This is a genomic window from Microbacterium sp. Z6_144 (assembly GCF_057197625.1).
On record NZ_JBXVPT010000001.1, the window covers coordinates 2,157,814 to 2,182,617 of the forward strand.

The 24,804-nt window shown below is 70.6% G+C and carries 24 protein-coding genes; 4 read left to right on the forward strand and 20 right to left on the reverse strand.

The features are described from left to right. Nucleotide 1 precedes the first annotated feature (1 nt). From hisH to AC2DGY_RS10580, 4 genes are read right to left on the reverse strand one after another with little or no spacing between them, the layout of a single operon-like run. Entirely contained in the window at nt 2–652 is a 651-nt protein-coding gene (gene hisH / locus AC2DGY_RS10565) for an imidazole glycerol phosphate synthase subunit HisH (RefSeq protein WP_484509646.1), read from the reverse strand. After that, nucleotides 649–1,263 carry an imidazoleglycerol-phosphate dehydratase HisB gene (gene hisB / locus AC2DGY_RS10570; RefSeq protein ID WP_484509647.1) on the reverse strand — a complete coding sequence of 205 codons (615 nt, stop codon included), beginning with the start codon at nt 1,261–1,263 and terminating at the stop codon, nt 649–651. The genes hisH and hisB overlap by 4 nt, the downstream gene beginning before the upstream one ends. Continuing rightward, a complete protein-coding gene (locus tag AC2DGY_RS10575) occupies nt 1,260–2,345 on the reverse strand; it encodes a histidinol-phosphate transaminase (protein ID WP_484509648.1) in 1,086 nt (361 codons plus the stop codon). Before AC2DGY_RS10575 ends, hisB begins: the two co-directional genes overlap by 4 nt. A 29-nt stretch (nt 2,346–2,374) precedes the next feature. Beyond that, entirely contained in the window at nt 2,375–2,725 is a 351-nt protein-coding gene (locus AC2DGY_RS10580) for a LysM peptidoglycan-binding domain-containing protein (RefSeq protein ID WP_484509649.1), read from the reverse strand. Between the two features lie 252 nt (nt 2,726–2,977). Here AC2DGY_RS10580 and lexA point away from each other — a divergent pair, with 252 nt between their 5' ends. Beyond that, on the forward strand, nt 2,978–3,658 hold the full coding sequence (lexA, locus tag AC2DGY_RS10585) for a transcriptional repressor LexA (protein ID WP_484509650.1): 681 nt from the start codon (nt 2,978–2,980) through the stop codon (nt 3,656–3,658). Between the two features lie 86 nt (nt 3,659–3,744). Here the strand turns inward: lexA and metE are convergent, their stop codons facing one another. Both metE and AC2DGY_RS10595 read right to left on the reverse strand, forming a co-directional pair. Beyond that, nucleotides 3,745–6,072 carry a 5-methyltetrahydropteroyltriglutamate--homocysteine S-methyltransferase gene (metE, locus tag AC2DGY_RS10590; protein ID WP_484509651.1) on the reverse strand — a complete coding sequence of 776 codons (2,328 nt, stop codon included), beginning with the start codon at nt 6,070–6,072 and terminating at the stop codon, nt 3,745–3,747. After that, nucleotides 6,069–7,019, reverse strand: a complete 951-nt coding sequence (locus tag AC2DGY_RS10595) for a methylenetetrahydrofolate reductase (RefSeq protein WP_484509652.1) — start codon at nt 7,017–7,019, stop codon at nt 6,069–6,071. The genes metE and AC2DGY_RS10595 overlap by 4 nt, the downstream gene beginning before the upstream one ends. A gap of 163 nt (nt 7,020–7,182) precedes the next feature. On the opposite strand from AC2DGY_RS10595, the gene AC2DGY_RS10600 reads away from it, so the two are divergent. Both AC2DGY_RS10600 and AC2DGY_RS10605 read left to right on the forward strand, forming a co-directional pair. Next, a complete protein-coding gene (locus AC2DGY_RS10600) occupies nt 7,183–9,099 on the forward strand; it encodes a S9 family peptidase (protein ID WP_484509653.1) in 1,917 nt (638 codons plus the stop codon). A gap of 74 nt (nt 9,100–9,173) precedes the next feature. Continuing rightward, nucleotides 9,174–9,734: a hypothetical protein gene (locus AC2DGY_RS10605; RefSeq protein WP_484509654.1), complete on the forward strand. Its 561-nt coding sequence runs from the start codon at nt 9,174–9,176 to the stop codon at nt 9,732–9,734. Nucleotides 9,735–9,804: 70 nt separating this feature from the next. Here AC2DGY_RS10605 and hflX read toward each other — a convergent pair whose 3' ends face one another. Beyond that, a complete protein-coding gene (gene hflX, locus AC2DGY_RS10610) occupies nt 9,805–11,346 on the reverse strand; it encodes a GTPase HflX (RefSeq protein ID WP_484509655.1) in 1,542 nt (513 codons plus the stop codon). A 102-nt stretch (nt 11,347–11,448) separates the two neighbouring features. Between hflX and AC2DGY_RS10615 the strand changes: the two genes are divergently transcribed. Beyond that, complete coding sequence (locus AC2DGY_RS10615) at nt 11,449–12,090, forward strand: class I SAM-dependent methyltransferase (RefSeq protein WP_484509656.1); 642 nt, start codon at nt 11,449–11,451, stop codon at nt 12,088–12,090. Nucleotides 12,091–12,109: 19 nt separating this feature from the next. Here the strand turns inward: AC2DGY_RS10615 and dapF are convergent, their stop codons facing one another. The 13 genes from dapF to AC2DGY_RS10680 form a co-directional block, all read right to left on the reverse strand. Continuing rightward, nucleotides 12,110–12,967 (reverse strand): diaminopimelate epimerase, encoded by an 858-nt coding sequence (gene dapF, locus AC2DGY_RS10620; RefSeq protein ID WP_484509657.1) that lies wholly within the window; start codon nt 12,965–12,967, stop codon nt 12,110–12,112. A gap of 62 nt (nt 12,968–13,029) precedes the next feature. Then, nucleotides 13,030–13,452, reverse strand: a complete 423-nt coding sequence (locus tag AC2DGY_RS10625; RefSeq protein ID WP_484509658.1) for a GNAT family acetyltransferase — start codon at nt 13,450–13,452, stop codon at nt 13,030–13,032. Then, the gene (miaA, locus tag AC2DGY_RS10630) at nt 13,449–14,369 is read right to left on the reverse strand and encodes a tRNA (adenosine(37)-N6)-dimethylallyltransferase MiaA (RefSeq protein WP_484509659.1); all 921 of its coding nucleotides are present in this window, start codon (nt 14,367–14,369) and stop codon (nt 13,449–13,451) included. Before miaA ends, AC2DGY_RS10625 begins: the two co-directional genes overlap by 4 nt. After that, the gene (miaB, locus tag AC2DGY_RS10635; RefSeq protein ID WP_484509660.1) at nt 14,366–15,907 is read right to left on the reverse strand and encodes a tRNA (N6-isopentenyl adenosine(37)-C2)-methylthiotransferase MiaB; all 1,542 of its coding nucleotides are present in this window, start codon (nt 15,905–15,907) and stop codon (nt 14,366–14,368) included. The genes miaA and miaB overlap by 4 nt, the downstream gene beginning before the upstream one ends. A gap of 78 nt (nt 15,908–15,985) precedes the next feature. Beyond that, the gene (locus AC2DGY_RS10640) at nt 15,986–16,621 is read right to left on the reverse strand and encodes a regulatory protein RecX (protein ID WP_484509661.1); all 636 of its coding nucleotides are present in this window, start codon (nt 16,619–16,621) and stop codon (nt 15,986–15,988) included. 55 nt (nt 16,622–16,676) lie between these two features. Continuing rightward, nucleotides 16,677–17,723 carry a recombinase RecA gene (gene recA / locus AC2DGY_RS10645; RefSeq protein ID WP_484509662.1) on the reverse strand — a complete coding sequence of 349 codons (1,047 nt, stop codon included), beginning with the start codon at nt 17,721–17,723 and terminating at the stop codon, nt 16,677–16,679. A gap of 234 nt (nt 17,724–17,957) precedes the next feature. Beyond that, nucleotides 17,958–18,182, reverse strand: coding sequence for a DUF3046 domain-containing protein (locus AC2DGY_RS10650; protein ID WP_484509663.1), 225 nt, complete (start codon nt 18,180–18,182; stop codon nt 17,958–17,960). A gap of 3 nt (nt 18,183–18,185) precedes the next feature. Next, nucleotides 18,186–18,494, reverse strand: coding sequence for a helix-turn-helix domain-containing protein (locus tag AC2DGY_RS10655; protein WP_484509664.1), 309 nt, complete (start codon nt 18,492–18,494; stop codon nt 18,186–18,188). A gap of 157 nt (nt 18,495–18,651) precedes the next feature. Next, the gene (locus tag AC2DGY_RS10660) at nt 18,652–19,176 is read right to left on the reverse strand and encodes a CinA family protein (RefSeq protein ID WP_484510004.1); all 525 of its coding nucleotides are present in this window, start codon (nt 19,174–19,176) and stop codon (nt 18,652–18,654) included. Beyond that, a complete protein-coding gene (gene pgsA, locus AC2DGY_RS10665; protein WP_484509665.1) occupies nt 19,176–19,763 on the reverse strand; it encodes a CDP-diacylglycerol--glycerol-3-phosphate 3-phosphatidyltransferase in 588 nt (195 codons plus the stop codon). The genes AC2DGY_RS10660 and pgsA overlap by 1 nt, the downstream gene beginning before the upstream one ends. Continuing rightward, the gene (locus AC2DGY_RS10670; protein WP_484509666.1) at nt 19,763–22,447 is read right to left on the reverse strand and encodes an FtsK/SpoIIIE family DNA translocase; all 2,685 of its coding nucleotides are present in this window, start codon (nt 22,445–22,447) and stop codon (nt 19,763–19,765) included. The genes pgsA and AC2DGY_RS10670 overlap by 1 nt, the downstream gene beginning before the upstream one ends. Before the next feature lie 182 nt (nt 22,448–22,629). Next, nucleotides 22,630–23,121, reverse strand: coding sequence for a GNAT family N-acetyltransferase (locus tag AC2DGY_RS10675; protein ID WP_484509667.1), 492 nt, complete (start codon nt 23,119–23,121; stop codon nt 22,630–22,632). A gap of 2 nt (nt 23,122–23,123) precedes the next feature. Continuing rightward, nucleotides 23,124–24,800 carry a ribonuclease J gene (locus tag AC2DGY_RS10680; RefSeq protein ID WP_484509668.1) on the reverse strand — a complete coding sequence of 559 codons (1,677 nt, stop codon included), beginning with the start codon at nt 24,798–24,800 and terminating at the stop codon, nt 23,124–23,126. Between the last annotated feature and the right edge of the window lie 4 nt (nt 24,801–24,804).

A 24,804-nucleotide genomic window follows, 5' to 3' on the forward strand; every position in this document is an offset into this window, starting at 1 on the left:
CTCAGAGAGTAGCCCCGCGGAGGCCGCCGATCCAATTGGACAGCAGCTTGATGCCCGCCTCGCCCGACTTCTCCGGGTGGAACTGCGTGGCTGCCAGCGGCCCGTTCTCCACCGCAGCGAGGAACGGCGTGCCATAGGTGGACCAGGTGAGCGTGGGCGAGGGGAAGGGCGGCATGGTCTCGAGCTGCCACTGCTGGGCGGCGAAGGAGTGGACGAAGTAGAAGCGCTCCGATTCGATTCCCGAGAACAGCCGCGAGCCTGCGCCGGCATCGACGGTGTTCCACCCCATGTGCGGGAGCACCGGGGCATCCAGCTCGCTGACGACGCCGGGCCACTCCCCCAGCCCCTCGGTGTCGATGCCGCGTTCGACCCCGCGACCGAAGAGCACCTGCATGCCCACGCAGATCCCGAGGACGGGGCGTCCGCCGGCGAGGCGTCGTTCGATGAGGTGGTCTCCGCGACTCTCCCGGAGCGCCTCCATGACCGCGTGGAAGGCGCCGACGCCGGGAACGAGCAGACCATCGGCGTCGCGGATGAGCCCGGGGTCATCCGTCAGACGCGCGTCGGCACCCGCGGCGGCGAGGGCCTTGACGGCCGAGTGGACATTGCCCGAGCCGTAATCCAGGACCGCGACGAGAGGTCGGTCCGTCACAGCGCGCCCTTCGTGCTCGGGATGCCCTCCACGAGGGGATCGGCGGCCTTCGCCTGGCGGAACGCGCGCGCGAACGCCTTGTACTCGGCCTCCGCGATGTGGTGGGCATCGCGGCCCTCGAGCACGCGGACGTGCACGGTGAGTCCCGCGTGGAAGGCGAGGGCCTCGAACGTGTGCCGCACGAGCGAGCCGGTGAAGTGGCCGCCGATGAGGTGGTACTCGAAACCGGCCGGCTCGCCGCTGTGAACGAGGTAGGGGCGACCGCTGATGTCGACGACGGCCTGCACGAGCGCCTCGTCCAGCGGCACGAGGGCGTCACCGAACCGCGTGATGCCGGCCTTGTCCCCGAGGGCCTGGCCGATGGCGTCGCCCAGCACGATCGCAACATCTTCCACCGTGTGGTGGGCGTCGATGTGCGTATCCCCCGTCGCGCGCACTGAGAGGTCGGTCAGCGAGTGCTTCGCGAACGCGGTGAGGAGATGGTCGTAGAAGGGCACGCTGGTGGAGATCGAACTGCGACCCGTGCCGTCGAGGTCGAGCTCGAGCTCGACGCTCGACTCGCTCGTGGCCCGTCGCAGAGCAGCGGTGCGCGGCGCGCCGGTTCCGGTCATACCTTCGATCCTACCGAGGCCAGCGCATCGAGGAACGATGTGGTCTCCTCCTCCGTGCCCGCCGTCACGCGCAGCGTGTGCGCAATGCCGACGTCGCGGATGAGGACTCCTCGGTCATAGAGCGCGTTCCAGGTCGCTGACGGGTCATCCACCCCGCCGAAGAGGACGAAGTTCGTCGCCGACTCGTACGGCGTGTAGCCCAGTGCGGACAGGGTCGCGCCGATCCGGTCGCGCTGGAGGATGATGTCATCGACCATCCCGAGCATCGTCGACGCGTGACCGAGCGCCGCCACGGCCGCCGCCTGCGTGAGAGCGCTCAGGTGGTACGGCAGGCGGACGAGCCGCAGCGCGTCGATGAGCGCCGGATCCGCCGCGAGATATCCCACGCGCGCCCCCGCGAAGGCGAAGGCCTTGCTCATGGTGCGCGAGACCACCAGCCGCTCGCGCCCCGGCAGCAACGACACAGCGGAGCGTCCTTCTCGAGCCGCGAACTCCTGGTACGCCTCGTCCACGATGACGATGCCGTCGGTGGCGTCGTAGACGGCCGAGACGACATCGAGCCCGAGAGGCGTGCCGGTGGGATTGTTCGGAGCACACAGGAAGACCACATCCGGCCGCGCGCGGGCCACCTGTTCTGCGGCCGATTCCGGCGAGACGCTGAAGTCGTGCGCCCGTTCGCCGGCGACCCACTGCGCTCCGGTGCCCCGGGTGAGGAGGGGATACATCGAATAGGTGGGGGCGAAGCTGAAGGCGGTACGCCCGGGTCCGGCGAAGGCCTGCAGGAGATGCTGCAGCACCTCGTTCGAACCGTTGCCCGCCCAGATCTGGTCGGGGGTCAGCCCGTGCCCGAGGTAATCCGCGAACGCCTCGCGCAGCGCCGTGAACTCCCGATCGGGATACCTGTTCACGTCCCGCAGCGCCCGGGCGAGGGAGTCGAGGATGTCGTCGGCGACCTCTTGCGGAACCGGATGCGTGTTCTCGTTGACGTTCAGGGCGATGGGAAGCGGGGCCTGCGGGGCCCCGTACGGCACCATCCCCCGCAGATCGTCGCGCAGGGGGAGGTCGTCCAACCGGGTCGTCATTCTCCCCATGCTACGGCGAGAGGTCTCCCCTACGAGGTCGGGGCGTACTCCGCGGGGATGGCCAGGCGCTGCCCGGCGGACACCGCCGAGGAGTCCAGCATGTTGAGCCGGGAGATCGCGTCGACCACGTCGCGGGGATCGGCGCCGGGGGCGACGTCCTGTGCGATCGACCACAGCGACTCCCCCGACATGACGGTGATCTCGGCGAAGCCCCCTGCAGGCGTCCCGGCGTCACCGGATGCCAGGGCGGCCCCGCCCCCCAGGACTGCGAGGGTGATCGCGATCACGGCCGGCAGCGCCGCGACGGATGCGAGCACTCGGCGGCCGCGCGCGGTCAGGCGCAGACGGGTGGTCGGTGCGACGCTCGCGATGGTGGCCATGGTTCCTCCTCTGGGGGAAGATTCGCATCCGGCTCTCGGCCGGGAGGGCCGGATGCGAATCTGTTTTCCGAATCTATCTTCGATATAGTGCGCGTGTCAAACATCCCGGGATCGGACATCGATCGGATGCGACACGCGCAGCGCAGCCGCACGCGAGGCCCGATACCGGATACGGTTTCGACAACGGAAGACCATCACGGACCTCCGACATTCGAAGACCGGTGCCATCGCGGGCACGGAGGGAGCACGAGAATGACCGACGCGACCGCTCGGGACAAGCCGCAGACGCGGCGACGCAAGAGCCTCAGCGACAAGCAGCTCGCGATCCTCGAGGTCATCCAGCGTTCGATCGCGCGGCACGGTTATCCGCCGAGCATGCGCGAGATCGGCGACGCGGTGGGGCTGAAGTCGCTGTCCAGCGTGACGCACCAGCTCAACCAGCTCGAGCTGAGTGGTTATCTGCGCCGCGACCCGGGGAAGACCCGGGCCATGGAAGTCCTGATCGATCTGCCCGGGACCGCCGCCGAGAACCCCGCCGACACGGCACCGCCGCTCGGTGACGCGGCCATGGTCCCCCTCGTCGGCCGCATCGCCGCCGGGGTGCCGATCACCGCCGATCAGCAGGTCGAGGAGATCTTCCCGCTGCCCCGTCAGCTGGTCGGCAAGGGCGACCTGTTCATGCTGAAGGTGTCGGGCGACTCCATGATCGACGCGGCGATCTGCGACGGGGACTGGGTGGTCATCCGCTCGCAGTCCACCGCCGAGAACGGCGAGATCGTCGCGGCGATGCTCGAGGGCGAAGCCACCGTGAAGACGTTCCGCCGACGTGATGGTCACACGTGGCTGCTCCCGCGTAACTCGGCGTTCGAGCCGATCCTCGGCGACCACGCCGTCGTCCTCGGTCGCGTCGTGGCGGTGCTGCGCGCCGTCTGACCCTCCCCTCACACCGCGACAAACAACATTCCGGCCCAGAAGTCACGCGCCGCGTGGTTTGTGGGCCGGAATGTCGTTTCTCGGCGTCAGGCGACCGGCGCGGACACCCGCTCACGCGTCCGACGGGTCGCCTGGATGATGTGGCGGAGCGACGCGACGGTCTCGTCGTACCCGCGCGTCTTCAACCCGCAGTCGGGATTCACCCACACCTGGCGCACGGGAAGCTCGGCGACCGCGCGGTCAAGCAGCTCGGCGATCTCGTCCACCGACGGCACGCGCGGCGAGTGGATGTCGTAGACGCCCGGGCCGATGCCGTGCGCGAACCCGGACGTGCGGATGTCGCCGATCACCTCGCCGCGGCTGCGCGCGGCCTCGATCGAGGTGACATCCGCATCCAGAGCCGCGATCGCGTCGATGACCACCGCGAACTCCGAGTAGCACAGGTGCGTGTGCACCTGTGTGGCGGTGCCGGCGCCCGCCGTGGCGAGCCGGAAGGATCCGACCGACCAGTCGAGGTATGCCGGCTGAGCGTCGCGTCGCAGCGGGAGCAGTTCGCGAAGCGCCGGCTCATCCACCTGGATGACTCCGATCCCGGCCTCCTCGAGGTCGCGGATCTCGTCCCGGAGGGCCAGGGCCACCTGATTGGCCGTCTCCCCCAGCGGCTGGTCGTCGCGGACGAACGACCACGCGAGGATCGTGACCGGACCCGTCAGCATGCCCTTCACCGGCAGCGCCGTGAGCGACTGCGCATACGTCGCCCACCGCACCGTGATCGGTGCCGGCCGCGATACGTCGCCCCACAGGATCGACGGCCGCGTGGCCCGCGAACCGTACGACTGCACCCAGCCGTTGCGGGTGACCGCGAAGCCGTCGAGGTTCTCCGCGAAGTACTGCACCATGTCGTTGCGCTCGGGTTCCCCGTGGACGAGCACGTCGAGCCCGAGCTCCTCCTGCAGCGCGATGACGCGGGCGATCTCCTCGCGAAGGAACCCCTCGTAGGCGGCCTCATCGATTTCGCCCCGCGTGAACCGCGCCCGCGCGCGGCGGATCTCACCGGTCTGGGGGAACGACCCGATCGTCGTGGCGGGAAGGACCGGCAGATGCAGCGCCTCCTGCTGCGCCGCCTCACGCGCGGCGTAGGCGTCGCGGGCGAAGTCGGCCGCCGTGAGCGCCTCGGCGCGGGCGCGCACCGAGCCGTCGGCCACGCCGGGCGCGTGCGATCGGTCATCCAGTGCGGCGGATGCCGCCGCCACGTCGGCAGCGATCGCATCGGAACCCTCCTCGATGCCGCGGGCGAGGATGGCGACCTGGCCGATCTTCTGGTCGGCGAAGGCGAGCCACGGCACCAGCCGGGGGTCGAGGTCTGTCTCGTCCTCGACATCGTGCGGAACATGCTGCAGGGACGTGGATGTTGCGGCGGCAACGGCTGCCGGGCCGAGCTCCGCGAGCGCATCCAGGCGCGCCCATCCCACGCCGAGGTCGCCCCGCCAGACGTTCCGCCCGTCGATGACACCCCCCACGAGCGTCTTGCCGGCCAGCCCGTCGACGACAGGGGGCACGGCGCCGCGCGTGAGGTCGAGGGCGATCGCCTCCACCGGCGCGGCTGCCAGCGCCGTCCACGCAGCATCGCTCAGCTGAGCGTAGGGCGCCGCCACCAGGATCGCGGGGCGTACGGATGCCCCGCCCAGCACCGCATACGCGCGTTCGGCCGCTGCCGCCAGGGTCGCCGCATCCTCCGGCAGGCTCTCGCTCACGAGGGCCGGCTCATCCAGCTGCACCCACTCGGCGCCCGCCGCACGCAGCGACGAGAGGAGTTCGACATACACCGGCAGGAGGTCCTCGAGGCGGTCGAGCGGACGGAAGCCGTGCGGTGAGCCCTCCGCGGCCTTGGCCAGTGCCAACAGCGTCACCGGCCCGACGACCACCGGCCGCGTCGTGTAACCGTCGGCTCGGGCCTCGGCCACGAGGCGGGCGTAGTGGTCGCTGGAGAGCGCGAACACGGTGCCGGGCGAGATCTCGGGCACCAGGTAGTGATAGTTGGTGTCGAACCACTTCGTCATCTCCAGGGGCGGACGCTCCCCCGCGCCCCGTGCCGCGGTGAAGGAGGCCGCGAGGGGAACGGCGCCGTCGGCCTCCCGCAGCTGCGCGAAACGCTCCGGCAGCGCCCCGACCGTGACGGCGGCGTCGAGGACCTGGTCGTAGTACGAGAACGACTCGGGGATCGCCGAGTCGGTGCGTCCGAGCCCCAGCGCCGCGAGCCTCGCGCGGGTGGCGCGGCGGAGCGCCGCGGCCCGCGCCTCCAGCTCGCCCTGGTCGATGGTGCCGCTCCAGTACGCCTCGACGGCGTGCTTGAGCTCGCGCCGGCGGCCGATCCGGGGGTAACCGAGGATCGTACCGGTGGGGAATGCGGTCATCTCGTCGTCTCCTTGTGCGGGGTGAGGACACCGGCCTCGCGGAGCACCGCGAGCACCGTGTCGTGATTGTTGACGGCATAGAGGTGGACGCCGGGAGCGCCCCCGTCGACCACGTCGGCGAGGAGGGCGGCCGCGTGGGCGATTCCCACCAGACGCCGTCCCGCCACCGTCGGCTCGACCTCGAGGTCGATCGCCAGCTCCGCCGGCAGCTCCTCTCCGGTGAGGTCGAGCACGCGCCGGAGGCGTGAAGGTGAGGTGATCGGCATGATGCCGGGAAGGATCGGGATCGTCACCCCGGCTGCGCGGGCACGCGAGACGAACCCGAGATAGTCGTCGGCGTGGAAGAACAGCTGGGTGATCGCCAGCGTCGCGCCGGCGGCCTCCTTGGCCAGCAGCGCGTCGATGTGCTCGCGGGGATGCCGCGAACGCGGGTGTCCGCGGGGAAAGGCGGCCACGGCGATCTGCACGTGCGGGCGTCGGTCCACGCGTGCGGCGCCGGGGAGCCCGGGGATGCCCGCCTCCGTGTACGGCGCTCGCTCGGCCTGGACGCGGTCGATGAGCTGCACGAGTTGCGCCGAGCTCTCCAGATCGCCGAGCTCGACCTCGTCCTCGCCGACGCCCTCGGGCGGGTCGCCGCGCAACGCGAGGAAGCTCGTGATCCCGGCGTCGAGGAACTCGCGGATGAGAGCGGCCGCTCCCGCGTAGGTGTTGCCGATGCACGTGAGGTGCGCGAGCGGGCGGACATCGGTGGTGCGGCGGATATGCCGGAGCACATCGAGGGATCGCCCCCGCGTGGAACCGCCAGCGCCGTAGGTCACCGAGATGAACCGCGGCCCCACCTCGGCCAGACGCGCGATCGTCTCGTGCAGCGCCGGCTCCGAGGTCGCCGAACGCGGCGGATACAACTCGAAGGAGAACGGCACGTGGGTGCGCGATTCGTCGGGCATCTCTGGCTCTCGAACGGAGGTGGGGGCCCGCCGCGCGCGATCACGAGCGGCGGGGGCGGCTGCGACGCATGCCCGCAGGCGGCGTCGTGAGGTATGACGGTACCGGCGCCGCATCCGGGCCGCAGCGGTATGTCGGACTGTTTCGCGCGCCTAGGCTGACGGCATGCCGACTCCGCTCCCCTACGGTTCGTGGCCTTCCCCGCTGTCGGCGCAGGAGGTCGCGACGGCCTCCCCCCGTCTGGACGGCGCGCGATTCGTCGGCGACGAGATCTGGTGGGGGCAGACCGTGCCCGAAGAGGGCGGGCGCACCACGGTCCGGCGCCGCTCGGCGGATGGGTCCGTGACGGACGTCCTGCCGGCTCCCGCGAGTGCGCGCTCGAGCGTTCACGAGTACGGCGGCGGCGCATGGACGGCCACGGATGAGGGCGAGCTCGTCTACGTCGACAAGAGCGACCAGCGCGTGTGGGCGCTGGGACCGGGCGCGGAGCCCCGCCCGCTGACCCCGCCGGACGATCGCACCCGGTTCGGCGGGCTGCACCATCGATCCGGCCTGCTCCTGGCGATCCGGGAGGTTGCCCGCGACGGCGCGACCCCGGCCCGCGACATCGTGCGCATCCCCCTGGACGGTTCCGGCGCCACGGATGCGACGGCCGTCCGACGAGTCGTCGGGGGAAGCGACTTCCTGGCACAGCCCGCGCTCTCCCCCGACGGCACGCGGCTCGCATGGGTGGCATGGAACCATCCGGACATGCCGTGGGATCGCACCGAGGTGCGCGTCGCCGAGCTGACCCACGGTGCGGCCGACACGTGGACCACCGTTGCCGGTGGCGCCGGTCGAGCGCCCCTGCAGCCGGAATGGACCGGCCCGGACGAGCTCACCTACATCGACGAGACGACCGGACGGTGGAACCTGTGGCGCGCTCGGCTCGGCGAGGCGCCGCATCCGGTCGCCCCCGCCGACGCCGACACGGGCGGCGCGCTGTGGGTGCTCGGCTCGCGCTGGTTCGCGCCGGTCGACGGCGGCCTGGTCGCGGTGCGCACCCAGGGGGCCGACGAGGTCGTCTACCTGGACGGCACCGGGGAGCGGAGGCTGCCGGTGCCCGTCACGTCGGGCGCGGTGATCGAGCACGCGCGTGGGCGCCAGGTCCTCGTCTCCGGAGCCGGCGCTCGCCGGCAGAGCGGACTGTGGCTCGTCGACGTCGACACCGAAGACGCGGTCCTCGTGTCGGGCGGAGCAGCGGTGCTGCCGGACGAGTGGATGCCGACGCCGCAGTCGCTCACGGCGGACGGGCCGCACGGACCCGTGCACGCCTTCGCCTATCCCCCGACCCATCCGGACCACACGGGGCCTGCCGGCGAGCGGCCGCCGTACGTGGTCTTCGTCCACGGGGGGCCGACCTCCCACGTGGGCCCGGCCGCGTCGGCGAAGATCGCCTACCTCACCAGCCGCGGCATCGGGGTGCTGGACGTCAATTACGGCGGTTCCACGGGCTACGGTCGCGCCTACCGTGAGCGCCTGCGCGGACAGTGGGGCATCGTCGACGTGGACGACGTGGCAGCAGCGGCAGCCGACCTGGTGGCCCGCGGCGAGGCCGACGGCGCGCGCCTGGGGATCGACGGCGGATCGGCCGGAGGATGGACGGTGCTGGCAGCTCTCGTGGGCACCGACGCATTCGGCGCCGGCGTCGCCCGATATGCGGTCGGCGACGCCCGGTCGCTGGCGACCGACACGCACGACTTCGAGGCGCGCTACCTCGACGGGCTCATCGGCCCGCTGCCCGAAGCCGACGACCTCTACCGGCAGCGGTCACCGCTGAGCCGGCCGGAGCGCTTCCGCGTGCCGGTGCTGATCCTGCAGGGCGCCGACGATCGCGTCGTACCGCCGGCACAGTCCGAGGCCATCCGCGACGCGCTGGCTGCCCACGGGATCCCGCATGCGTACGTGCTCTACGAGGGCGAGGGGCACGGCTTCCGCCGTGCCGAAACCGTCGCGCACGCCCTGGAGAGCGAACTGTCGTTCCTCGGGCAGGTCTTCGGGTTCGATACGCCGGGGGTCGAGCCGATCACGCTGGATCGCTGAGCCTCTGCGGCGCCACGTCCGGAGCTGTCAACCGAAAGTTGACACTTGCCGTCAACCAATGGTTGACTTCCGGCATGGACGAGATCCGTGCAGCACAGAGAGCGGTGCAGGAAGCCCGCCGGCGCCTGGAGGCTGCGGTCGACGCGGCGCGCGCCGACGGCCGGACCTGGGCCGATATCGGGAAGGAATTGGGAATGACACGACAGGCGGCATTCAAGCGATTCGGGAAGCCGGTCGATCCGGTGGGCGGCGAGCCGCTGACCAAGCGCGGGGTGAGCGATGTGCGCACGATCACGGAGCACGTCTTCACGCTCATCGCGACCGGCGACCAGGACGGGCTCGCCGCCATCATGCACCCCGTCACCGCGCGCGAACTGCCGAGGGAACGGATCGCGGAGACGTGGCGGACGGTGCTCGGGGAGGTGGGGGCGTTGCAGAGCCTGCGCGATACCCGCGTGGAGATGCCCGGAGGTGCCGAGCTCTCCGACGACGACGAGGTGGTCGGCACCGTCGTGGGGGCGACGACCCTGGTGTGCGAGGCCGGAGAAATGACCGGTCGCGTCGCCGTGAACGAGGACGGGCTGGTCGTCGGCATCCTCATCGTGCCGGAGGGCTACTCGCCTCTGCCCTTCTGACGCTCCGCACCGGAACGAACGAATCGGCCGCCGAACTCAGGTTCGGCGGCCGATTCTGGTGGTGGCGACGTCAGGAGGAGTAGGGCGCGAGCTCGGCGGCGAGCCGTTCCCCCACGTGCGCATGCAGGAAGGTCCCCTCGGCGCGGTGCTCCTCCGCCAGGATGAGGCCGGAGTCGTGCGCCGCGGAGATGAGCTCGCCACGGTCGTACGGGACGACCGCACGGACCTCGACAGCGGGAAGCGGCAGAGCATCCTCGATCGCGGCACGGAGTTCACCGATGCCCTCACCGGTGCGCGACGAGACGAACAGCGCGTTCGGCTGGAAGCCGCGCAGGACGAGCCGTGCGTCCGGGTCGAGAAGGTCGGCCTTGTTGAAGACCACGATCTCGTGCGTCGAGCGCGCACCGACATCTCCCATGACGTTGCGCACCGTGGCCAACTGGGCCGCCGGGTCGGGGTGCGATCCGTCCACGACGTGCACGATGACGTCGGCACCCGCGACCTCCTCAAGCGTCGAGCGGAACGCCTCGACCAGCTGAGGGGGCAGATTGCGCACGAACCCGACGGTGTCGGTGAGCGTGTACACGCGGCCGTCGGCCGTCTGCGACCGGCGAACGGTGGCATCCAGCGTGGCGAACAGGGCGTTCTCCACCAGCACTCCGGCGCTGGTGAGCCGGTTGAGCAGGCTCGACTTGCCAGCGTTGGTGTAACCGGCGATGGCGACGGCCGGAATGGTGTGGCGCTTACGCTCGGCACGCTTGGCGTCGCGGGCGGGGCCGAAGTCGCGGATCTGGCGGCGCAGCAGCGCCATCCGGGTGCGGATGCGGCGCCGGTCGAGCTCGATCTTGGTCTCACCCGGTCCACGCGAACCCATGCCCGCACCGCCGGCACCCACCTGGCCACCGGCCTGGCGGCTCATGGAGTCACCCCATCCGCGCAGACGCGGCAGCAGGTACTCCAGCTGTGCCAGTTCCACCTGCGCCTTGCCCTCGCGGCTCTTGGCGTGCTGGCTGAAGATATCGAGGATCACGGTCGTCCGGTCGATGACCTTGACCTTCACGACGTCTTCGAGGGCACGCCGCTGGCTCGGGGCGAGTTCGGTGTCGGCGATCACGGTGTCGGCACCCACGGCCGCGACGATGTCGCGCAGCTCCTGGGCCTTGCCCCGTCCGACGTAGGTCGCCGGGTCGGGGTGCGGACGCCGCTGCAGGACGGCGTCGAGCACGACGGCGCCGGCGGTCTCCGCGAGCGCGGCCAGCTCCCGAAGAGAGTTCTCGGCCTCGTCCTGCTCGCCCTGCGGGTGCACACCCACGAGGACGACGTTCTCCAGACGCAGCTGGCGGTACTCGACCTCGGTGACGTCTTCGAGCTCGGTGGACAGGCCCGCGACGCGCCGCAGGGCAGCGCGCTCCTCGCGGTCCCACTGCTCACCGTCGGTGTCGCCGTCGCTCACGGTGGTCTGGTCTTGCAGAGCCTGTGCGGCTCCGAACACGCTGACCCCGGAGCGAGCCGCGCTGCGCGCGAGCACACGATCCACCGGATCCACCGGCGTCTCCTCGGCGCTCTGCACGGGCGTGTCCTGCCCGTGCCGGGGTGTGGTGGTGTCCGTCATATCGTCCTTCCTCGGTGCCCCGGCGTCCGGTTCCGGCCGGGCGGGGCATCCCTGGCACTCTAACTCTCCCCCTGTGCGGATGGTCTCCGCTACGCTTCCGGCATGGGGAGCGACCACTATTTCAGCGCGTCGCCGGCGAGTCCCGCGCAGTTGCGGCGTATCCGCGTCTCCTTGGCCGGACGTGACCGTGAGGTGACGACGGCGGCCGGAGTCTTCAGCCCCGACCGGCTCGATGCCGGTACCGCGGTGCTGCTGTCCCACACGCCCCCGCCGCCTGCCGGCGGTCATTTCCTCGATCTCGGCTGCGGCTGGGGCCCGATCGCGCTGTCACTGGCGCTGCAGTCGCCGCGCGCCACGGTGTGGGCGGTCGACGTCAATGAACGGGCCCTGGACCTGGTGCGGCGCAATGCCGAGGAACTGGGACTCGATAATGTCAACGCCTCGAGGCCCGAAGATGTTCCTGCCGATGTCGTTTTCCGCACGATCCGTTCCAATCCCCCCATCCGCGTGGGCAAGAACGAGCTGCACGGGATGCTGGAGCAGTGGATTCCGCGGCTGGACGAGCGCTCGGACGCCTGGCTGGTGGTGCAGCGCAACCTCGGTTCGGACTCCCTGCAGCGCTGGCTCGGTGCCACCTTCCCGAGCGGCTACAGCGTGTACCGCGCGGCGACGGGCCGTGGGTACCGCGTACTGAAGGTACGCCGGCACGGGTCGCCGGAGACGGGAACGATCGCGCTGCCCTGAGGCGGCGAGCGGGCCGGGGTCAGGCGAGGGAGATCTCGCCGGAGTACACCAGCGACGCCGGTCCGGAAAGCAGCACGCTTCCCTCTTCCATCCGCACGCCCAGGCGCCCGCCGGGAACATCGACGATCCACCGGTCCGGTGCGGCAGGACCTGCCCAGTGCCGGACGGCCAGCGCGGCTGCGGCGACGCCGGTTCCGCAGCTGAGGGTCTCTCCCACTCCCCGCTCGAACACCCGCATCCGGATCCGCCCGGTGCCTTCGTGCACCAGGGGGTCGGCGGGCACCACGAACTCCACGTTGGCCCCCTGCCGGGGAACCGGGTCGAGGATCGGCTGGTACCCCAGGTCGAGCCCCTCCAGCTCCGCGGCGGATGACAGCGCCACGACGACGTGGGGATTGCCCACGTCCACCGCGACGCCCGGCCGCGCGACATCCAGGCCGCGTGCCCGCACGAGGCTCTCGCCCGCGTCGATCCGGTAACGCCCGAGATCGACCTCGAATCCGTCGTCGCTGCGCGTGAGTGTCTTCACCCCGGCGCGGGTGCCGATGCGGAGTCCTCCGTCCACCGAGGCCAGTCCCGCCTGCTGCAGGTACTTGGCGAAGACCCGCGTGCCGTTGCCGCACATCTCGGCCTTCGATCCGTCGGCGTTGCGGTAGTCCATGAACCATTCCGCCCCCGCGGCAGCGGCGTCCGAGCCATCGTCGATGGCGGCGGAGCGGACCACCCGCAGCATCCCGTCCGCGCCGATCCCGAAGTGGCGATCGCACAGCACCGCGACCTGGGCATCCGTCAGGTTCAGCTCACCATCCGGGTCGAGGATCACGACGAAGTCGTTTCCGGTGCCGTGCCCCTTCGTGAAAGAGACGGTCTGCGGCATGAGGCCATTCTACGGTGCGGAGGGCGGGCCGATCCCGGGCCGCAGCGCCCGCACCGCGGCGGTCAGTCGGCGATCAGGCGCTTCCCGGTCGCCCACGTGTCGAACGTCTCGTAGCCGAGGGCGTCGTAGAAGCCGCGGGCGGCGGCGTTGTCGGGGCGCACCATGAGCTGCACCTTGGGGCACCCCATGCGCTCCAGAAGGCGCTCCGCCTCGGCCACCAGCGCCCGGCCGACGCCGTGTCCGCGCGCGGCCGGGTCCACCGCCAGGTAGTACAGCCACCCCCGGTGGCCGTCGTACCCGGCCATCACCGAACCGACGAGGACGCGCTCGGTCGCGGCGACGAGGAAGAGCTCGGGCTGCACCGTCATCTTGCGCTGGATGTCGCGGTACGGGTCGTTCCAGGGCCGGGTCAGCCCCGCATCCCGCCACAGCGCGACGACGGCCTCGGTGTCGTCGGCGATGAAGGCGCGCACCACCGTGTTCATGCGTCGTCCGCCACGAGGGCCGCGGCATCGGCCGTCCGCGCGTCCAGCCACGTCACGGCCTCGTACCGGCGGAACCATGACACCTGACGCCGCGCGTAGCGCCGGGTGAGCGCCTGGGTCTCGGCGATCGCCTGATCCTGACTCACCTCGCCACGCAGCTGCGCGAGGGCCTGCGCGTACCCGATCGCACGGCGCGCGGTGACGCCCTCCTCCAGACCGCGAGCACGCAGCCCGTCGACCTCGGCGACGAGACCCTCGCGCCACATCCGTTCGACCCGGAGGTCCAGCAGCGGGACCAGCTCGGACCGCTCCACCCGCGTGCCCACGATGCGGGTGTCGGGATGCCACAGGACCGGGCGGTCGGGTAGGGCCGCGCCGTGCGTCGCCTCCCCCTGCGCGAGAACCTCGAGCGCGCGGACGATGCGGCGGCCGTTGTGCGGATCGATCCGGGCGGCGGTGGCGGCGTCGGCCTCACGCAGGCGAGCGTACAGAACCCCCGGGCCGAGCTCGTTCAGTTGCTCCTCCAGCCGCGCGCGCAGCACGTCGTCGTGCGGGGGGAAGCGGAAGTCGTAGATCACCGCGGAGACGTAGAGCCCGGATCCGCCCACGAGGATGGCGTCGGCGCCGCGCTCATGGATGCTGCGGATCGCCGTGCGGGCAGCGTCCTGATACCACGCGACCGCGGCCTCGTCGGTGACCTCGAGGACGTCGAGCAGATGGTGCGCGATGCCGCCGCGGTCGGCGCTCGGCACCTTCGCCGTGCCGATGTCCATCCCGCGGTACACCTGCATGGCGTCGGCGTTGACGATCTCCGCCGATCGGCCGGCCGCCGTCAGCGCGTGGGCGAGCGCGAGCGACAGGGCGGTCTTCCCGGTGCCGGTGGCCCCGACGACCACCCAGAGCCGTGGCCCGCTCACACCCCGACGCGCAGGCCCGGAAGACCCAGCGATACGGGACGGGGGGCCGCGGCGGTCGCCGGCACGGCGCACGAGCCGGCCTCCCCGCGGTCCCAGGCGTCGCCGGCGCGCGTGCGTCGGATTCGCAGCGGGGCGCCGTCGGGGCTGTCTGCGAGCAGGTGGAACGGCGCGGCGTGGGTGATGACGGCGGTCACGACGTCGCCGGGGCGCGCACCGGCCGATCCGGCCGGCACCTCGACGTGCACCAGGCGGTTGTCTTCGGCGCGCCCGGTGATGCGGTGCGTGGCGGCGTCCTTCTTGCCCTCCCCGGTGGAGACGAGAACATGTGCTTCGCGACCGAGCTGACGGCGGTTCTCCTCCAGCGCGATCCCCTCCTGGAGGGCGAGCAGCCGCACATACCGCTCCTGAACGACCTGCTTGGGCACCTGGTCGGGCATCGTGGCCGCCGGAGTACCCTCGCGGATGGAGTACTGGAAGGTGAAGGCGCTGGAGAAGCGCGACGCCGCCACGACCCGCATGGTGTCCTCGAAGTCCTCGTCCGTCTCACCGGGGAATCCGACGATGATGTCGGTCGTGATGGCCGCGTGGGGAATGCGGTCGCGCACGCGGTCGAGGATGCCGAGGAATCGCTCGCTCCGGTACGAACGGCGCATGGCCTTGAGAACGCGGTCGCTGCCGGATTGCAGCGGCATGTGCAGGGACGGCATGACGGCGGGGGTTTCGGCCATCGCGGCGATGACGTCGTCGGTGAACGCGGCCGGGTGGGGGCTGGTGAACCGGATGCGCTCCAGGCCATCGATCTCGCCGGCCGCCCGCAGGAGCTTGCCGAACGCCCCCCGGTCGCCGAATTCCACGCCGTAGGAGTTCACGTTCTGTCCGAGGAGGGTGACCTCGATCGCGCCGTCGTCCACGAGCATCCGGATCTCGCTGAGGATGTCGCCGGGGCGACGGTCTTTCTCCTTACCGCGGAGGCTCGGCACGATGCAGAACGTGCACGTGTTGTTGCATCCCACGGAGATCGAGACCCAGCCGCTGGCCGCGGAGTCACGCTTGGTGGGCAGCGTCGAGGGGAACACCTCGAGGGACTCGAGGATCTCCAGTTCCGCTTCGCCGTTGTGACGGGCGCGCTCGAGAAGACTCGGGAGGGATCCCATGTTGTGCGTGCCGAAGACGACATCGACCCAGGGCGCCCTGTCCAGGACCGCCTGCTTGTCCATCTGCGCCATGCATCCGCCGACGGCGATCTGCATGCCGGCGCGGACGTCTTTGCGTGACTTCAGGTGGCCCAGCGTGCCGTACAGCTTGCCCGCGGCGTTGTCGCGCACCGCGCACGTGTTGATGACCACGACGTCCGCCTCCTCGCCCGACGCGGCGCGGATGTATCCCGCGCTCTCCAGCGAGCCGGACAGGCGTTCGGAATCGTGCACGTTCATCTGGCAGCCGAAGGTGCGCACTTCGTACGTGCGGGGGCGCCCGTCCGCGCTGTACGCGGCGGTCGACGGCGCGATGAGCGTGGGGGCGGCGGACAGGATGGTCATGGTGCCCCATTCTAGGTTCGGCGGCGTGCGGAACGGAGGCGACCGGCGCGATCCGTCGTCCACGCGAGCCCGCGCCGGTCAGCGGAAGCGGACCCCTCCACTGGATCGGTTCTCGGCGAGGGCCGTGCGCGCCGCCGTGGCGGCCACCGACCCGGGGTAACCGCGCCGGGCCAGTTGCCCCATCAGCCGCCGCAGTGCCGTGTCGTCGTCGTAGCGGCTCAGCTGGCGAGCCTTCCCGCGGGCGAAATCGAGCGCGCGCTCGGCGTCATCGTCGGGGAGCCCGTCCAGCACCTGCTCCGTGACGGCGCGCGGGATGCCCCGGGCGGCCAGCGTCTGCGCGATCGCGCGCCGGCCCTGTCCTTTTCGCTCCGTGGCGGCGTGGATGAGCTGCTCGGCCAGCATCGCGTCGTCGAGGTACCCCCGTCGGACGAAATCGGCGAGCAGAGCCTCCGCCTCACCCGGACCCGCAAGCCTCTCGACCAGGAAGGACCGCGCCTCCGAGATCGACAGCTGCCGCGTCCGCAGGCGGCGGAGGAGGGCGCGTTCGGCTTCGGCGGCAGCGTCGGAGGAAGAGATCTCCGGTGGAGCGACGTCGTCCTCCGCGGAGGGGTCGGCCTCACCCGTCCAGGCGGGGTGCCACCCGCCTGCCTGCGGCTCGGAGCCGAACAGAGGGATGACGGGGGCGAGGCGCTCGTCCTCGCCCCCGTCACTCATAGCTCACCCCGGTTGTTGAGCGACGTCGAAACACGGTTGTCGAGCGACGTCGACATCAGGCCGGACGGCGAGCGGCGAGCTCGTCCTCGACCGAGGTCGCGCGCGGCGCACCGATACCGAGCTTGTCCTTGATCTTGGTCTCGATGTCCGCGGCGATGTCAGGGTTCTTGAGGAGGAAGTTGCGCGCGTTCTCCTTGCCCTGGCCGAGCTGTTCCCCGTCATAGGTGTACCAGGCGCCGGACTTCTTGACGATGGTGTGCTCGACACCGAAGTCGATCAGGCTGCCCTCGCGGGAGATACCCGTGCCGTACAGGATGTCGAACTCGGCCTGCTTGAACGGCGGAGCCATCTTGTTCTTCACGACCTTGACGCGCGTGCGGTTTCCGACCGCGTCGGCCCCGTCCTTCAGCGTTTCGATGCGGCGGATGTCCAGCCGCACGGAGGCGTAGAACTTCAGCGCCTTTCCACCCGCGGTGGTCTCGGGCGAACCGAAGAACACGCCGATCTTCTCGCGCAGCTGGTTGATGAAGATCATCGTCGTGTTGGTGGTGTTCAGCCCACCGGTGAGCTTGCGGAGCGCCTGCGACATCAGACGGGCCTGGAGACCGACGTGGGTGTCGCCCATCTCGCCCTCGATCTCCGCGCGCGGCACGAGCGCGGCAACGGAGTCGATCACGACCAGGTCGATCGCGCCGGAGCGGATCAGCATGTCGGCGATCTCCAGCGCCTGCTCGCCGGTGTCGGGCTGCGACACCAGCAGCGAATCGATGTCGACGCCGAGCTTCTTGGCGTACTCCGGGTCGAGCGCGTGCTCGGCGTCGATGAAGGCGGCGATTCCGCCCTGACGCTGGACGTTCGCGATCGCGTGAAGGGTCAGGGTCGTCTTACCCGAGGACTCCGGACCGTAGATCTCGATGATGCGGCCACGCGGGAGGCCACCCACGCCGAGGGCCACATCCAGGGCGATCGATCCGGTCGGGATGACCGCGACGGGCGCGCGCTCGTCGCTGCCCAGCCGCATGACCGAGCCTTTCCCGAACTGCCGGTCGATCTGTGCGAGGGCCGATTCCAGGGCCTTCTCGCGGTCGGCGGGTGATGGCATGGCCTGCTCCTTCTGCTGCGCGTGTCCGTCGCCTGTAGGCTGTCGCGCTTCCATCCGGCGGACGGGATGCTGCGACAAGGCGTGTGGTGTCGTTCGACGTTGTTCACGCTAGGCGGGGCCTCCGACATCGCGGAGGATCCCCGTCGTGGCGTGGACAACGAAACCTCGACACCTGCTGTGCAGGAGCCTACGCGCCAGTCGAACAGAACTTCGATGACACGCCGCGAACGCGCGTCAGCGCCGGCGGGGTTCCAGCCGCCCGGCGCCGTACCGGCGCGAGGGCGGGACATCCGTCTCCTCGCACAGCGCCAGCCACACGTCGCGCGGCGCGACCCCCGCCTCCAGCGCGGCGGCGGCCGTGCGGCCGCCCACGGCGGACAGCACGAGATCCGTCACCAGCGAGGATCCGCGCGCACCGAACTCATCCGATACCGCGCGGTCGAATTCCGACCGGCGCACGTCTCAGCGCAGCGAAAGCTCGGGCTCGACCGAGGCGACCAGGTCGTCGGGAACCACGTCGGGGAAGCTGTGCACGCCCTCGAGGACCGAGATGCGGTCACCGACCTCACGCATGATGGTGGAGATCGGCACGTCGAGTGCTTCGGCCACCGAGGCGAGGATCTCGCTCGAGGCCTCCTTCTGACCGCGCTCCACTTCGCTCAGGTAGCCCAGGGCGACGCTCGCGCGGCCGGCGACCTGCCGAAGGGTGCGGCCCTTCTGCTGACGGAGCTCACGCAGGACTTCGCCGATCTCTTGTCGTACCAGGATCATTTCAAGCCCCTCCTCACGTTGACTCCGCATTCTGCCGGGTGCACAACGGTACAACACCCCATGATGGCAATCTAATCCCTCGCGCTGGGGAATGGATGGGAATCGCCGAATGTAACGGGGCAGAAACAGCCGCTATTCCCGTGTGCGGCACCGGCGCTCACAGGGCCAGGAGAGCCCGGCGGACAGCGATGCGCGCCGCCTCCACGCGGATGGCGTTCCGGTCTCCTCCGAGCACCAGCGAGTCCACGCGGGTGCCCAGGGGCGTCGACACCGCGATGTGGACCGTTCCGACGGGCTGCCCGTCGGGAGACTCCGGTCCGGCGATCCCCGTCGTGGCGATTCCCACTTCCGCTGCAGCACCGTCCTGCCCGAGCACGTCGCGCACGCCGCGAGCCATCTGGCGGGCCACCCGGGGATGAACCGCCCCGTGCGCCTCCAGGAGGGAGGCATCCACGCCGAGGACGCTGCGCTTGAGGTCGGTGGCGTAGGCCACCACTCCCCCGCGCACGACGCGCGAGGCCCCCGGCACGGCGACCAGCGACGAGACCACGAGCCCGCCCGTGAGGGATTCCGCCACGGCGACGGTCCACCCCAGTTCGGCGAGACGCGCGACGAGGCCGGCGGCGCTCTCACGGGGGTTGCTGACGAGGGTCTCCTCGAGCTCCGCGGGGAGGTCGTCCATCACGACGCGGCCCTCCGCGACCGGGCGGCGCGGAGCTCGCTGACGAGATAGTCGATGCCGCTGGCGATCGTGAGGGCGACGGCGACGGTCATCGTGAGGACATTGGCCCACCACACCGTGGCGTCCCAGACGGGCTGGTCGACGAGGGCGGCCAGGGGAAGGAGCGCGAGAGAGAGCGCCACGGCCTGCGCGACGGTCTTGAGTTTGCCCATCCACGCCGCGGCGAGGACGTGGTCGCTCACCACGACGAAGCGGTACACGGTGATGCCGATCTCGCGCACCAGCACGACGATCGTGACCCACCACGGCAGCTCGCCGAGGATCGACAGGCCGACGAACGCGGCGCCGGTGAGCACCTTGTCCGCGATCGGGTCGAGGAGCTTCCCGAGATCGGTGACGATCTCATAGCGGCGCGCGAGGTACCCGTCGATGCCGTCTGAGGCGATCGCGACGATGAACAGCACCGCCGCCCACCACCGCAGCGCACCGTCGGCGCCATCGTCGGCCAGCAGCATCCACAGGAAGACGGGCGCGCAGAGGATGCGGACGACCGTGATGACGTTCGGCAGCTGCCGGGGAACAGCCATCAGTCGCGGCCCGTGAGCTGCCAGGCGTCGCCGTCGTCGTCGTCCGCGTCGACGACGGGGAGGCCGGCGAACTGCGCCTCGACCGGGTCGGGGCCGTACCCGTCGGACGCGACGGCCTGGGGTGCGTCATCCCCGCGAAGGCGTGCCAGCACCGAGGGCAGTTGCTCGGCCGTGACCAGCACATCACGGGCCTTGGAGCCCTCGGACGCCCCCACGATCTCTCGCGACTCGAGCAGATCCATGAGGCGCCCCGCCTTCGCGAAGCCGACGCGGAGCTTCCGCTGCAGCATCGAGGTCGAACCGAACTGCGTCGACACGACCAGTTCGGCCGCCGCCAGCAACAACTCCAGATCGTCGCCGATGTCGGCGTCGATCTCCTTCTTCTCGGCCGTCGCCGCCACATCGGAGCGGTACTCCGGGCGGGCCTGCTGCGTGACGTGCGCGACGACCTTCTCGATCTCCGACTCGCTCACCCACGCGCCCTGCACACGCAGCGACTTCGACGTGCCCATGGGGAGGAAGAGGGCGTCGCCCTGTCCGATGAGACGATCAGCACCCGGCTGGTCGAGGATGACGCGGGAGTCGGTGACGCTGGTCACGGCGAACGCCAGGCGGGACGGCACGTTGGCCTTGATGAGTCCGGTGACCACGTCGACCGAGGGCCGCTGGGTGGCGAGCACCAGGTGGATGCCGCTCGCGCGGGCCAGCTGGGTGATGCGCACGATCGAATCCTCGACATCGCGCGGGGCCACCATCATGAGGTCGGCGAGCTCGTCGACGACCACGAGCAGATACGGGTAGGGCTTGAGCACCCGTTCGCTCCCGGCCGGCAGCTTCAGTTCGCCGGCGACGACGGCCTTGTTGAAGTCGTCGATGTGGCGGAACCCGAACGACGCGAGGTCGTCGTACCGCATGTCCATCTCTTTCACGACCCACTGCAGGGCCTCGGCGGCCTTCTTCGGGTTCGTGATGATGGGCGTGATCAGGTGCGGCACGCCGGCGTACGCGGTGAGCTCGACGCGCTTGGGGTCGACGAGCACCATGCGCACCTCGGACGGCTTGGCGCGCATCAGCAGGCTCGTGATCATGGAGTTGACGAAGCTCGACTTACCCGAACCGGTGGAGCCGGCCACCAGCAGGTGGGGCATCTTCGCGAGGTTGGCCACGACGTAGCCCCCACCGACGTCCTTGCCCACCCCGATGGTCATGGGATGCGTCGAGGCGGCCGCGTTCTGCGAGCGCAGGACGTCTCCGAGGGTCACGATCTCACGGTCGGTGTTGGGGATCTCCACGCCGATCGCGCTCTTGCCGGGGATGGGGGCGAGGATGCGCACCTCATTGGAGGCGACGGCGTAGGCGATGTTGTTGGTCAGCGCCGTGATGCGCTCGACCTTCACGCCCGGTCCGAGCGAGATCTCGTACTGCGTCACGGTGGGCCCCCGGGAGAACCCGGTGACGCGTGCGTCGACGTTGAACTGCGACAGGACGCTCTCGATGGCCGCGACCACGGCGTCGTTGGCCGCCGAGCGTTCCTTGTGCGGCGTGCCGGCCGAGAGGTGCGCCACGGAGGGCAGCCGGTAGTTCGCGGCAGGCGGGAGACCCTGATTGTCGCCGCCGAGTCCGGAGATGCTCGGCAGCTCTTCGGCGGTGTGGGCGGGAGCGTCGTCGCGCAGCGTCGTGTCTCCGGGGATCGCCCCCGCGAGGGCCCGGTGGTCGAGAACCTCGGTGAGTGCGTCGGGGGTCGGAGGCAGCGGCGGAGGCGGCGGGGTCGGTGTGGGGAAGACCTGTTCGAATCCGCCCTCGGGCACGCCCGGCGTGAGCAGCTCGGTGAGATCCTGCGAGCCGAGGCCGCCGTCGGCGTCCTGCTCCCGCCCTGAGCGATTGCGGCGCCACCATGGCAGGGACGGGTCGGCGTCTTCGCCCTCGTCGGGGGACGCCGCATCCAGCTGCTTCGTCTCGGCGCGCATCTCGGCGCGCTGGGCGCGTTCGTCGGGGTCGGCGCCGAACAGCCAGTCGTACAGGTCGCCGAGGCGGCGACCGATGCGGTTGGGTGGCGTCTTGGTGAGGATCAGGATGCTCAGCACCGCGACGAGTGCGAGCACCACGGATGCGCCGACGGGAGTGAGGAGCAACGCCAGCGGCTCGCCCACCATCCATCCGAAGAGCCCTCCCGCCGTGCTGAGGACAGGCAGGCCGGCGCTGGGCTGCGGGCGGCCGCCCAGGACATGGCAGAAGCCGGCCACGGTGATCAGGAAGAGCGCGAAACCGATGCCGATGCGGCCGTTGTCGTGCACGGAGGACGGATGACGGAAGAGCCATCCCGCCAGCAGGAGCAGCAGCACGGGGAACACGAACGCCTCGCGCCCGATCAGGCCTCCGACGCTGTACGCGCTGATGATCGCGGCGACCTCGGTGCCGATGAGGAACCACTCCACCACGGCACCGGCGGCGGCCAGCAGGACCAGCAGCAACGGGAAGCCGTCGCGGCGCTGATCCTTCTCGAGGGTCTCGGGCCCGAACGCGCGGAAGGCTCCGCCCACCGCGTGGGCCAGGCCCAGCCAGGCGCGGACGATGACCGGCGGCTTCTCCGGTTCTCCGACGTAGCGCTTGGGGGCGGGGGCCGGTTTGCGCGCGCCACCCTTTGCGGACGCGCGGGCGCCGGTCGTCGTGGTGGTGCGGGGCATACTCCCACGGTAGGCCGCCGAGCCGACGTTTGGCCGGATTGACGCGGGAGTCTCAGCGGAGCCGCTCGACCAACCGGGGACCTGAGGGGCTGGACGGGGCCGCCCGGACGGCTCAGCGGAGCCGCTTCACCATCGTGCCCCGCCGGGGCGGGACACCGTGTGGACGGGGCCGCCCGGACGGCTCAGCGGAGGCGCTTCACCATCGTGTCGCGGCCGATGCCCGCACGGGTGATCGCGAATCCCTCCGAGCGGTACAGCGTCGAGGCGAAGTTGCCGCGCTCGACACTGAGACTGATCCGAGCGAACCCCTCAGCGCGCGCATGCTCGCAGAGGCCCTGCAGGAGCAGGCGGCCGACCCCGTGGGAGCGCCAGATGGGGCGCACGCCGATGATGAGCTCGGGAACCCCGGTGCCCACGTAGGCGAATCCGGGCTCGCTCCGCGGCAACATCCGGTACCAGGCCGCCCCCACCGGCTCGCCGGCGGGCGACTCGGCCACGACGCCGGCGTCTCCCGGCCGCATCCACCCGGCGAGGTAGCGCTGATAGTCCGTGCCGGCGAGCACCTCGTGGCGCGGCCGCGCCGCCCCCGGCCGCCAATTGGCGGCCTCCACCACCATGTCCGCGAGGAAGGTCCCATCCGACTGACGGGCCGCGCGGACACGGGGGGCGGGCATGGTTACGCCTCGATCACCAGGGGAACGATCATCGGACGCCGGCGCAGCGTCTGGTTCACCCAGCGACCGATCGTGCGACGGACGACCTGCGACATCGCATGACTGTCGCGGGTACCGGACTGCGCGGCCTCGGCCAGCGCAGCGGCGATCTTCGGCTTCACGCTCTCGAAGACGCCCGCGTCCTCGGCGATGCCGCGGGCGTGGATCTCCGGCCCGCTGATGATCTTCCCCGTCGCCGAGTCGATCACGACGATGACGGAGATGAAGCCCTCTTCACCCAGGATGCGGCGGTCCTTCAGATCGGCCTCGGTGATCTCTCCCACGGAGGAGCCGTCGACGTAGACGAACCCGAGGTCGAGCTGGCCGACGACCTCCGCGAGACCGTTGCGCAGATCCACGACGGTGCCGTTCTCTCCGAGGATCGTGCGCTCGGCCGGGATGCCGGTGTCCTGGGCGAGGCGGGCGTTGGCCATCAGGTGGCGGTATTCGCCGTGCACGGGCAGGACGTTGGCCGGCTTGATGATGTTGTAGCAGTAGATCAGCTCGCCCGCGGCGGCGTGACCGGACACGTGCACCTTCGCGTTGCCCTTGTGCACGACGGTGGCGCCGAGCTTGGTCAACCCGTCGATGACGCGGTACACCGCATTCTCGTTGCCGGGAATGAGGCTCGAGGCGAGGATGACCGTGTCGCCGGGTCCGGGCTCGATCTCATGGTCGTTGTTGGCCATGCGCGAGAGCACCGCCATCGGCTCACCCTGGGATCCGGTCGACATGTAGACGATGCGGTTCTCGGGGAGGTCGCGCGCCTTCTTGTAGTCGATGAGGACGCCGGCGGGAACATGCAGGTAGCCGAGCTCTTCGGCGATCGTCATATTGCGCACCATGCTGCGGCCGAGCAGCGCGACCCGCCGTCCGTGCGCGGCTGCGGCATCCAGAACCTGCTGCACGCGGTGCACGTGGCTGGAGAAGCTCGCGACGATCACGCGGCGCGGCGCCTGGCCGATGACCTGCTCGAGCACCGGGCCGATGCTGCGCTCGGTCGGCGTGAAGCCGGGCACGTCGGCGTTGGTGGAGTCGACGAGGAACAGGTCGACGCCCTCCTCGCCCAGGCGCGCGAAGGCGCGGAGGTCGGTGATGCGGCCGTCCAGCGGCAGCTGGTCCATCTTGAAGTCGCCGGTGGCCAATGCCATCCCGGCGGGCGTGCGGATGGCGACGGCCAGCGCATCGGGGATGGAGTGGTTGACGGCGACGAACTCGAGATCGAACGGTCCGAGGCGCTCGCGCTGCCCCTCGGCGACGGTGAGCGTGTACGGCTTGATCCGGTGCTCTTTCAGCTTCGCCTCGACGAGGGCGAGGGTCAGCCCCGACCCCAGGAGCGGGATGTCGCTCTTGAGCCGGAGGAGGTAGGGCACCGCCCCGATGTGGTCTTCGTGCCCGTGGGTGAGCACGACGCCCACGATGTCGTCGAGCCGGTTCTTGATCGGCTCGAAGTCGGGCAGGATCAGGTCGACGCCGGGCTGGTGCTCCTCGGGGAACAGCACACCGCAGTCGACGACGAGGAGCTTGCCCTCGTACTCGAACACGGTCATGTTGCGGCCGACCTCGCCGAGTCCGCCCAGGGGCGTCACTCGGAGCGTCTGGGGGGCCAGCGCGGGCGGTTCATAGACGGTCGTGGGCATCTGT

What these genes read in the sequence shown, in the direction of transcription:
- AC2DGY_RS10660 (WP_484510004.1), bottom strand. Translation starts at nt 19,176, where the DNA reads ATGGACGACCTCCCCGCGGAGCTCGAGGAGACCCTCGTCAGCAACCCC.
- recA (WP_484509662.1), bottom strand. Translation starts at nt 17,723, where the DNA reads ATGCCATCACCCGCCGACCGCGAGAAGGCCCTGGAATCGGCCCTCGCA.
- hisB (WP_484509647.1), bottom strand. Translation starts at nt 1,263, where the DNA reads ATGACCGGAACCGGCGCGCCGCGCACCGCTGCTCTGCGACGGGCCACG.
- AC2DGY_RS10595 (WP_484509652.1), bottom strand. Translation starts at nt 7,019, where the DNA reads ATGCCCGACGAATCGCGCACCCACGTGCCGTTCTCCTTCGAGTTGTAT.
- AC2DGY_RS10600 (WP_484509653.1), top strand. Translation starts at nt 7,183, where the DNA reads ATGCCGACTCCGCTCCCCTACGGTTCGTGGCCTTCCCCGCTGTCGGCG.
- AC2DGY_RS10655 (WP_484509664.1), bottom strand. Translation starts at nt 18,494, where the DNA reads ATGATCCTGGTACGACAAGAGATCGGCGAAGTCCTGCGTGAGCTCCGT.
- AC2DGY_RS10670 (WP_484509666.1), bottom strand. Translation starts at nt 22,447, where the DNA reads ATGCCCCGCACCACCACGACGACCGGCGCCCGCGCGTCCGCAAAGGGT.
- dapF (WP_484509657.1), bottom strand. Translation starts at nt 12,967, where the DNA reads ATGCCGCAGACCGTCTCTTTCACGAAGGGGCACGGCACCGGAAACGAC.
- AC2DGY_RS10675 (WP_484509667.1), bottom strand. Translation starts at nt 23,121, where the DNA reads ATGCCCGCCCCCCGTGTCCGCGCGGCCCGTCAGTCGGATGGGACCTTC.
- miaB (WP_484509660.1), bottom strand. Translation starts at nt 15,907, where the DNA reads ATGACCATCCTGTCCGCCGCCCCCACGCTCATCGCGCCGTCGACCGCC.
- AC2DGY_RS10680 (WP_484509668.1), bottom strand. Translation starts at nt 24,800, where the DNA reads ATGCCCACGACCGTCTATGAACCGCCCGCGCTGGCCCCCCAGACGCTC.
- hflX (WP_484509655.1), bottom strand. Translation starts at nt 11,346, where the DNA reads ATGACGGACACCACCACACCCCGGCACGGGCAGGACACGCCCGTGCAG.
- AC2DGY_RS10640 (WP_484509661.1), bottom strand. Translation starts at nt 16,621, where the DNA reads ATGAGTGACGGGGGCGAGGACGAGCGCCTCGCCCCCGTCATCCCTCTG.
- AC2DGY_RS10580 (WP_484509649.1), bottom strand. Translation starts at nt 2,725, where the DNA reads ATGGCCACCATCGCGAGCGTCGCACCGACCACCCGTCTGCGCCTGACC.
- metE (WP_484509651.1), bottom strand. Translation starts at nt 6,072, where the DNA reads ATGACCGCATTCCCCACCGGTACGATCCTCGGTTACCCCCGGATCGGC.
- AC2DGY_RS10605 (WP_484509654.1), top strand. Translation starts at nt 9,174, where the DNA reads ATGGACGAGATCCGTGCAGCACAGAGAGCGGTGCAGGAAGCCCGCCGG.
- pgsA (WP_484509665.1), bottom strand. Translation starts at nt 19,763, where the DNA reads ATGGCTGTTCCCCGGCAGCTGCCGAACGTCATCACGGTCGTCCGCATC.
- AC2DGY_RS10615 (WP_484509656.1), top strand. Translation starts at nt 11,449, where the DNA reads ATGGGGAGCGACCACTATTTCAGCGCGTCGCCGGCGAGTCCCGCGCAG.
- AC2DGY_RS10575 (WP_484509648.1), bottom strand. Translation starts at nt 2,345, where the DNA reads ATGACGACCCGGTTGGACGACCTCCCCCTGCGCGACGATCTGCGGGGG.
- lexA (WP_484509650.1), top strand. Translation starts at nt 2,978, where the DNA reads ATGACCGACGCGACCGCTCGGGACAAGCCGCAGACGCGGCGACGCAAG.
- AC2DGY_RS10625 (WP_484509658.1), bottom strand. Translation starts at nt 13,452, where the DNA reads ATGAACACGGTGGTGCGCGCCTTCATCGCCGACGACACCGAGGCCGTC.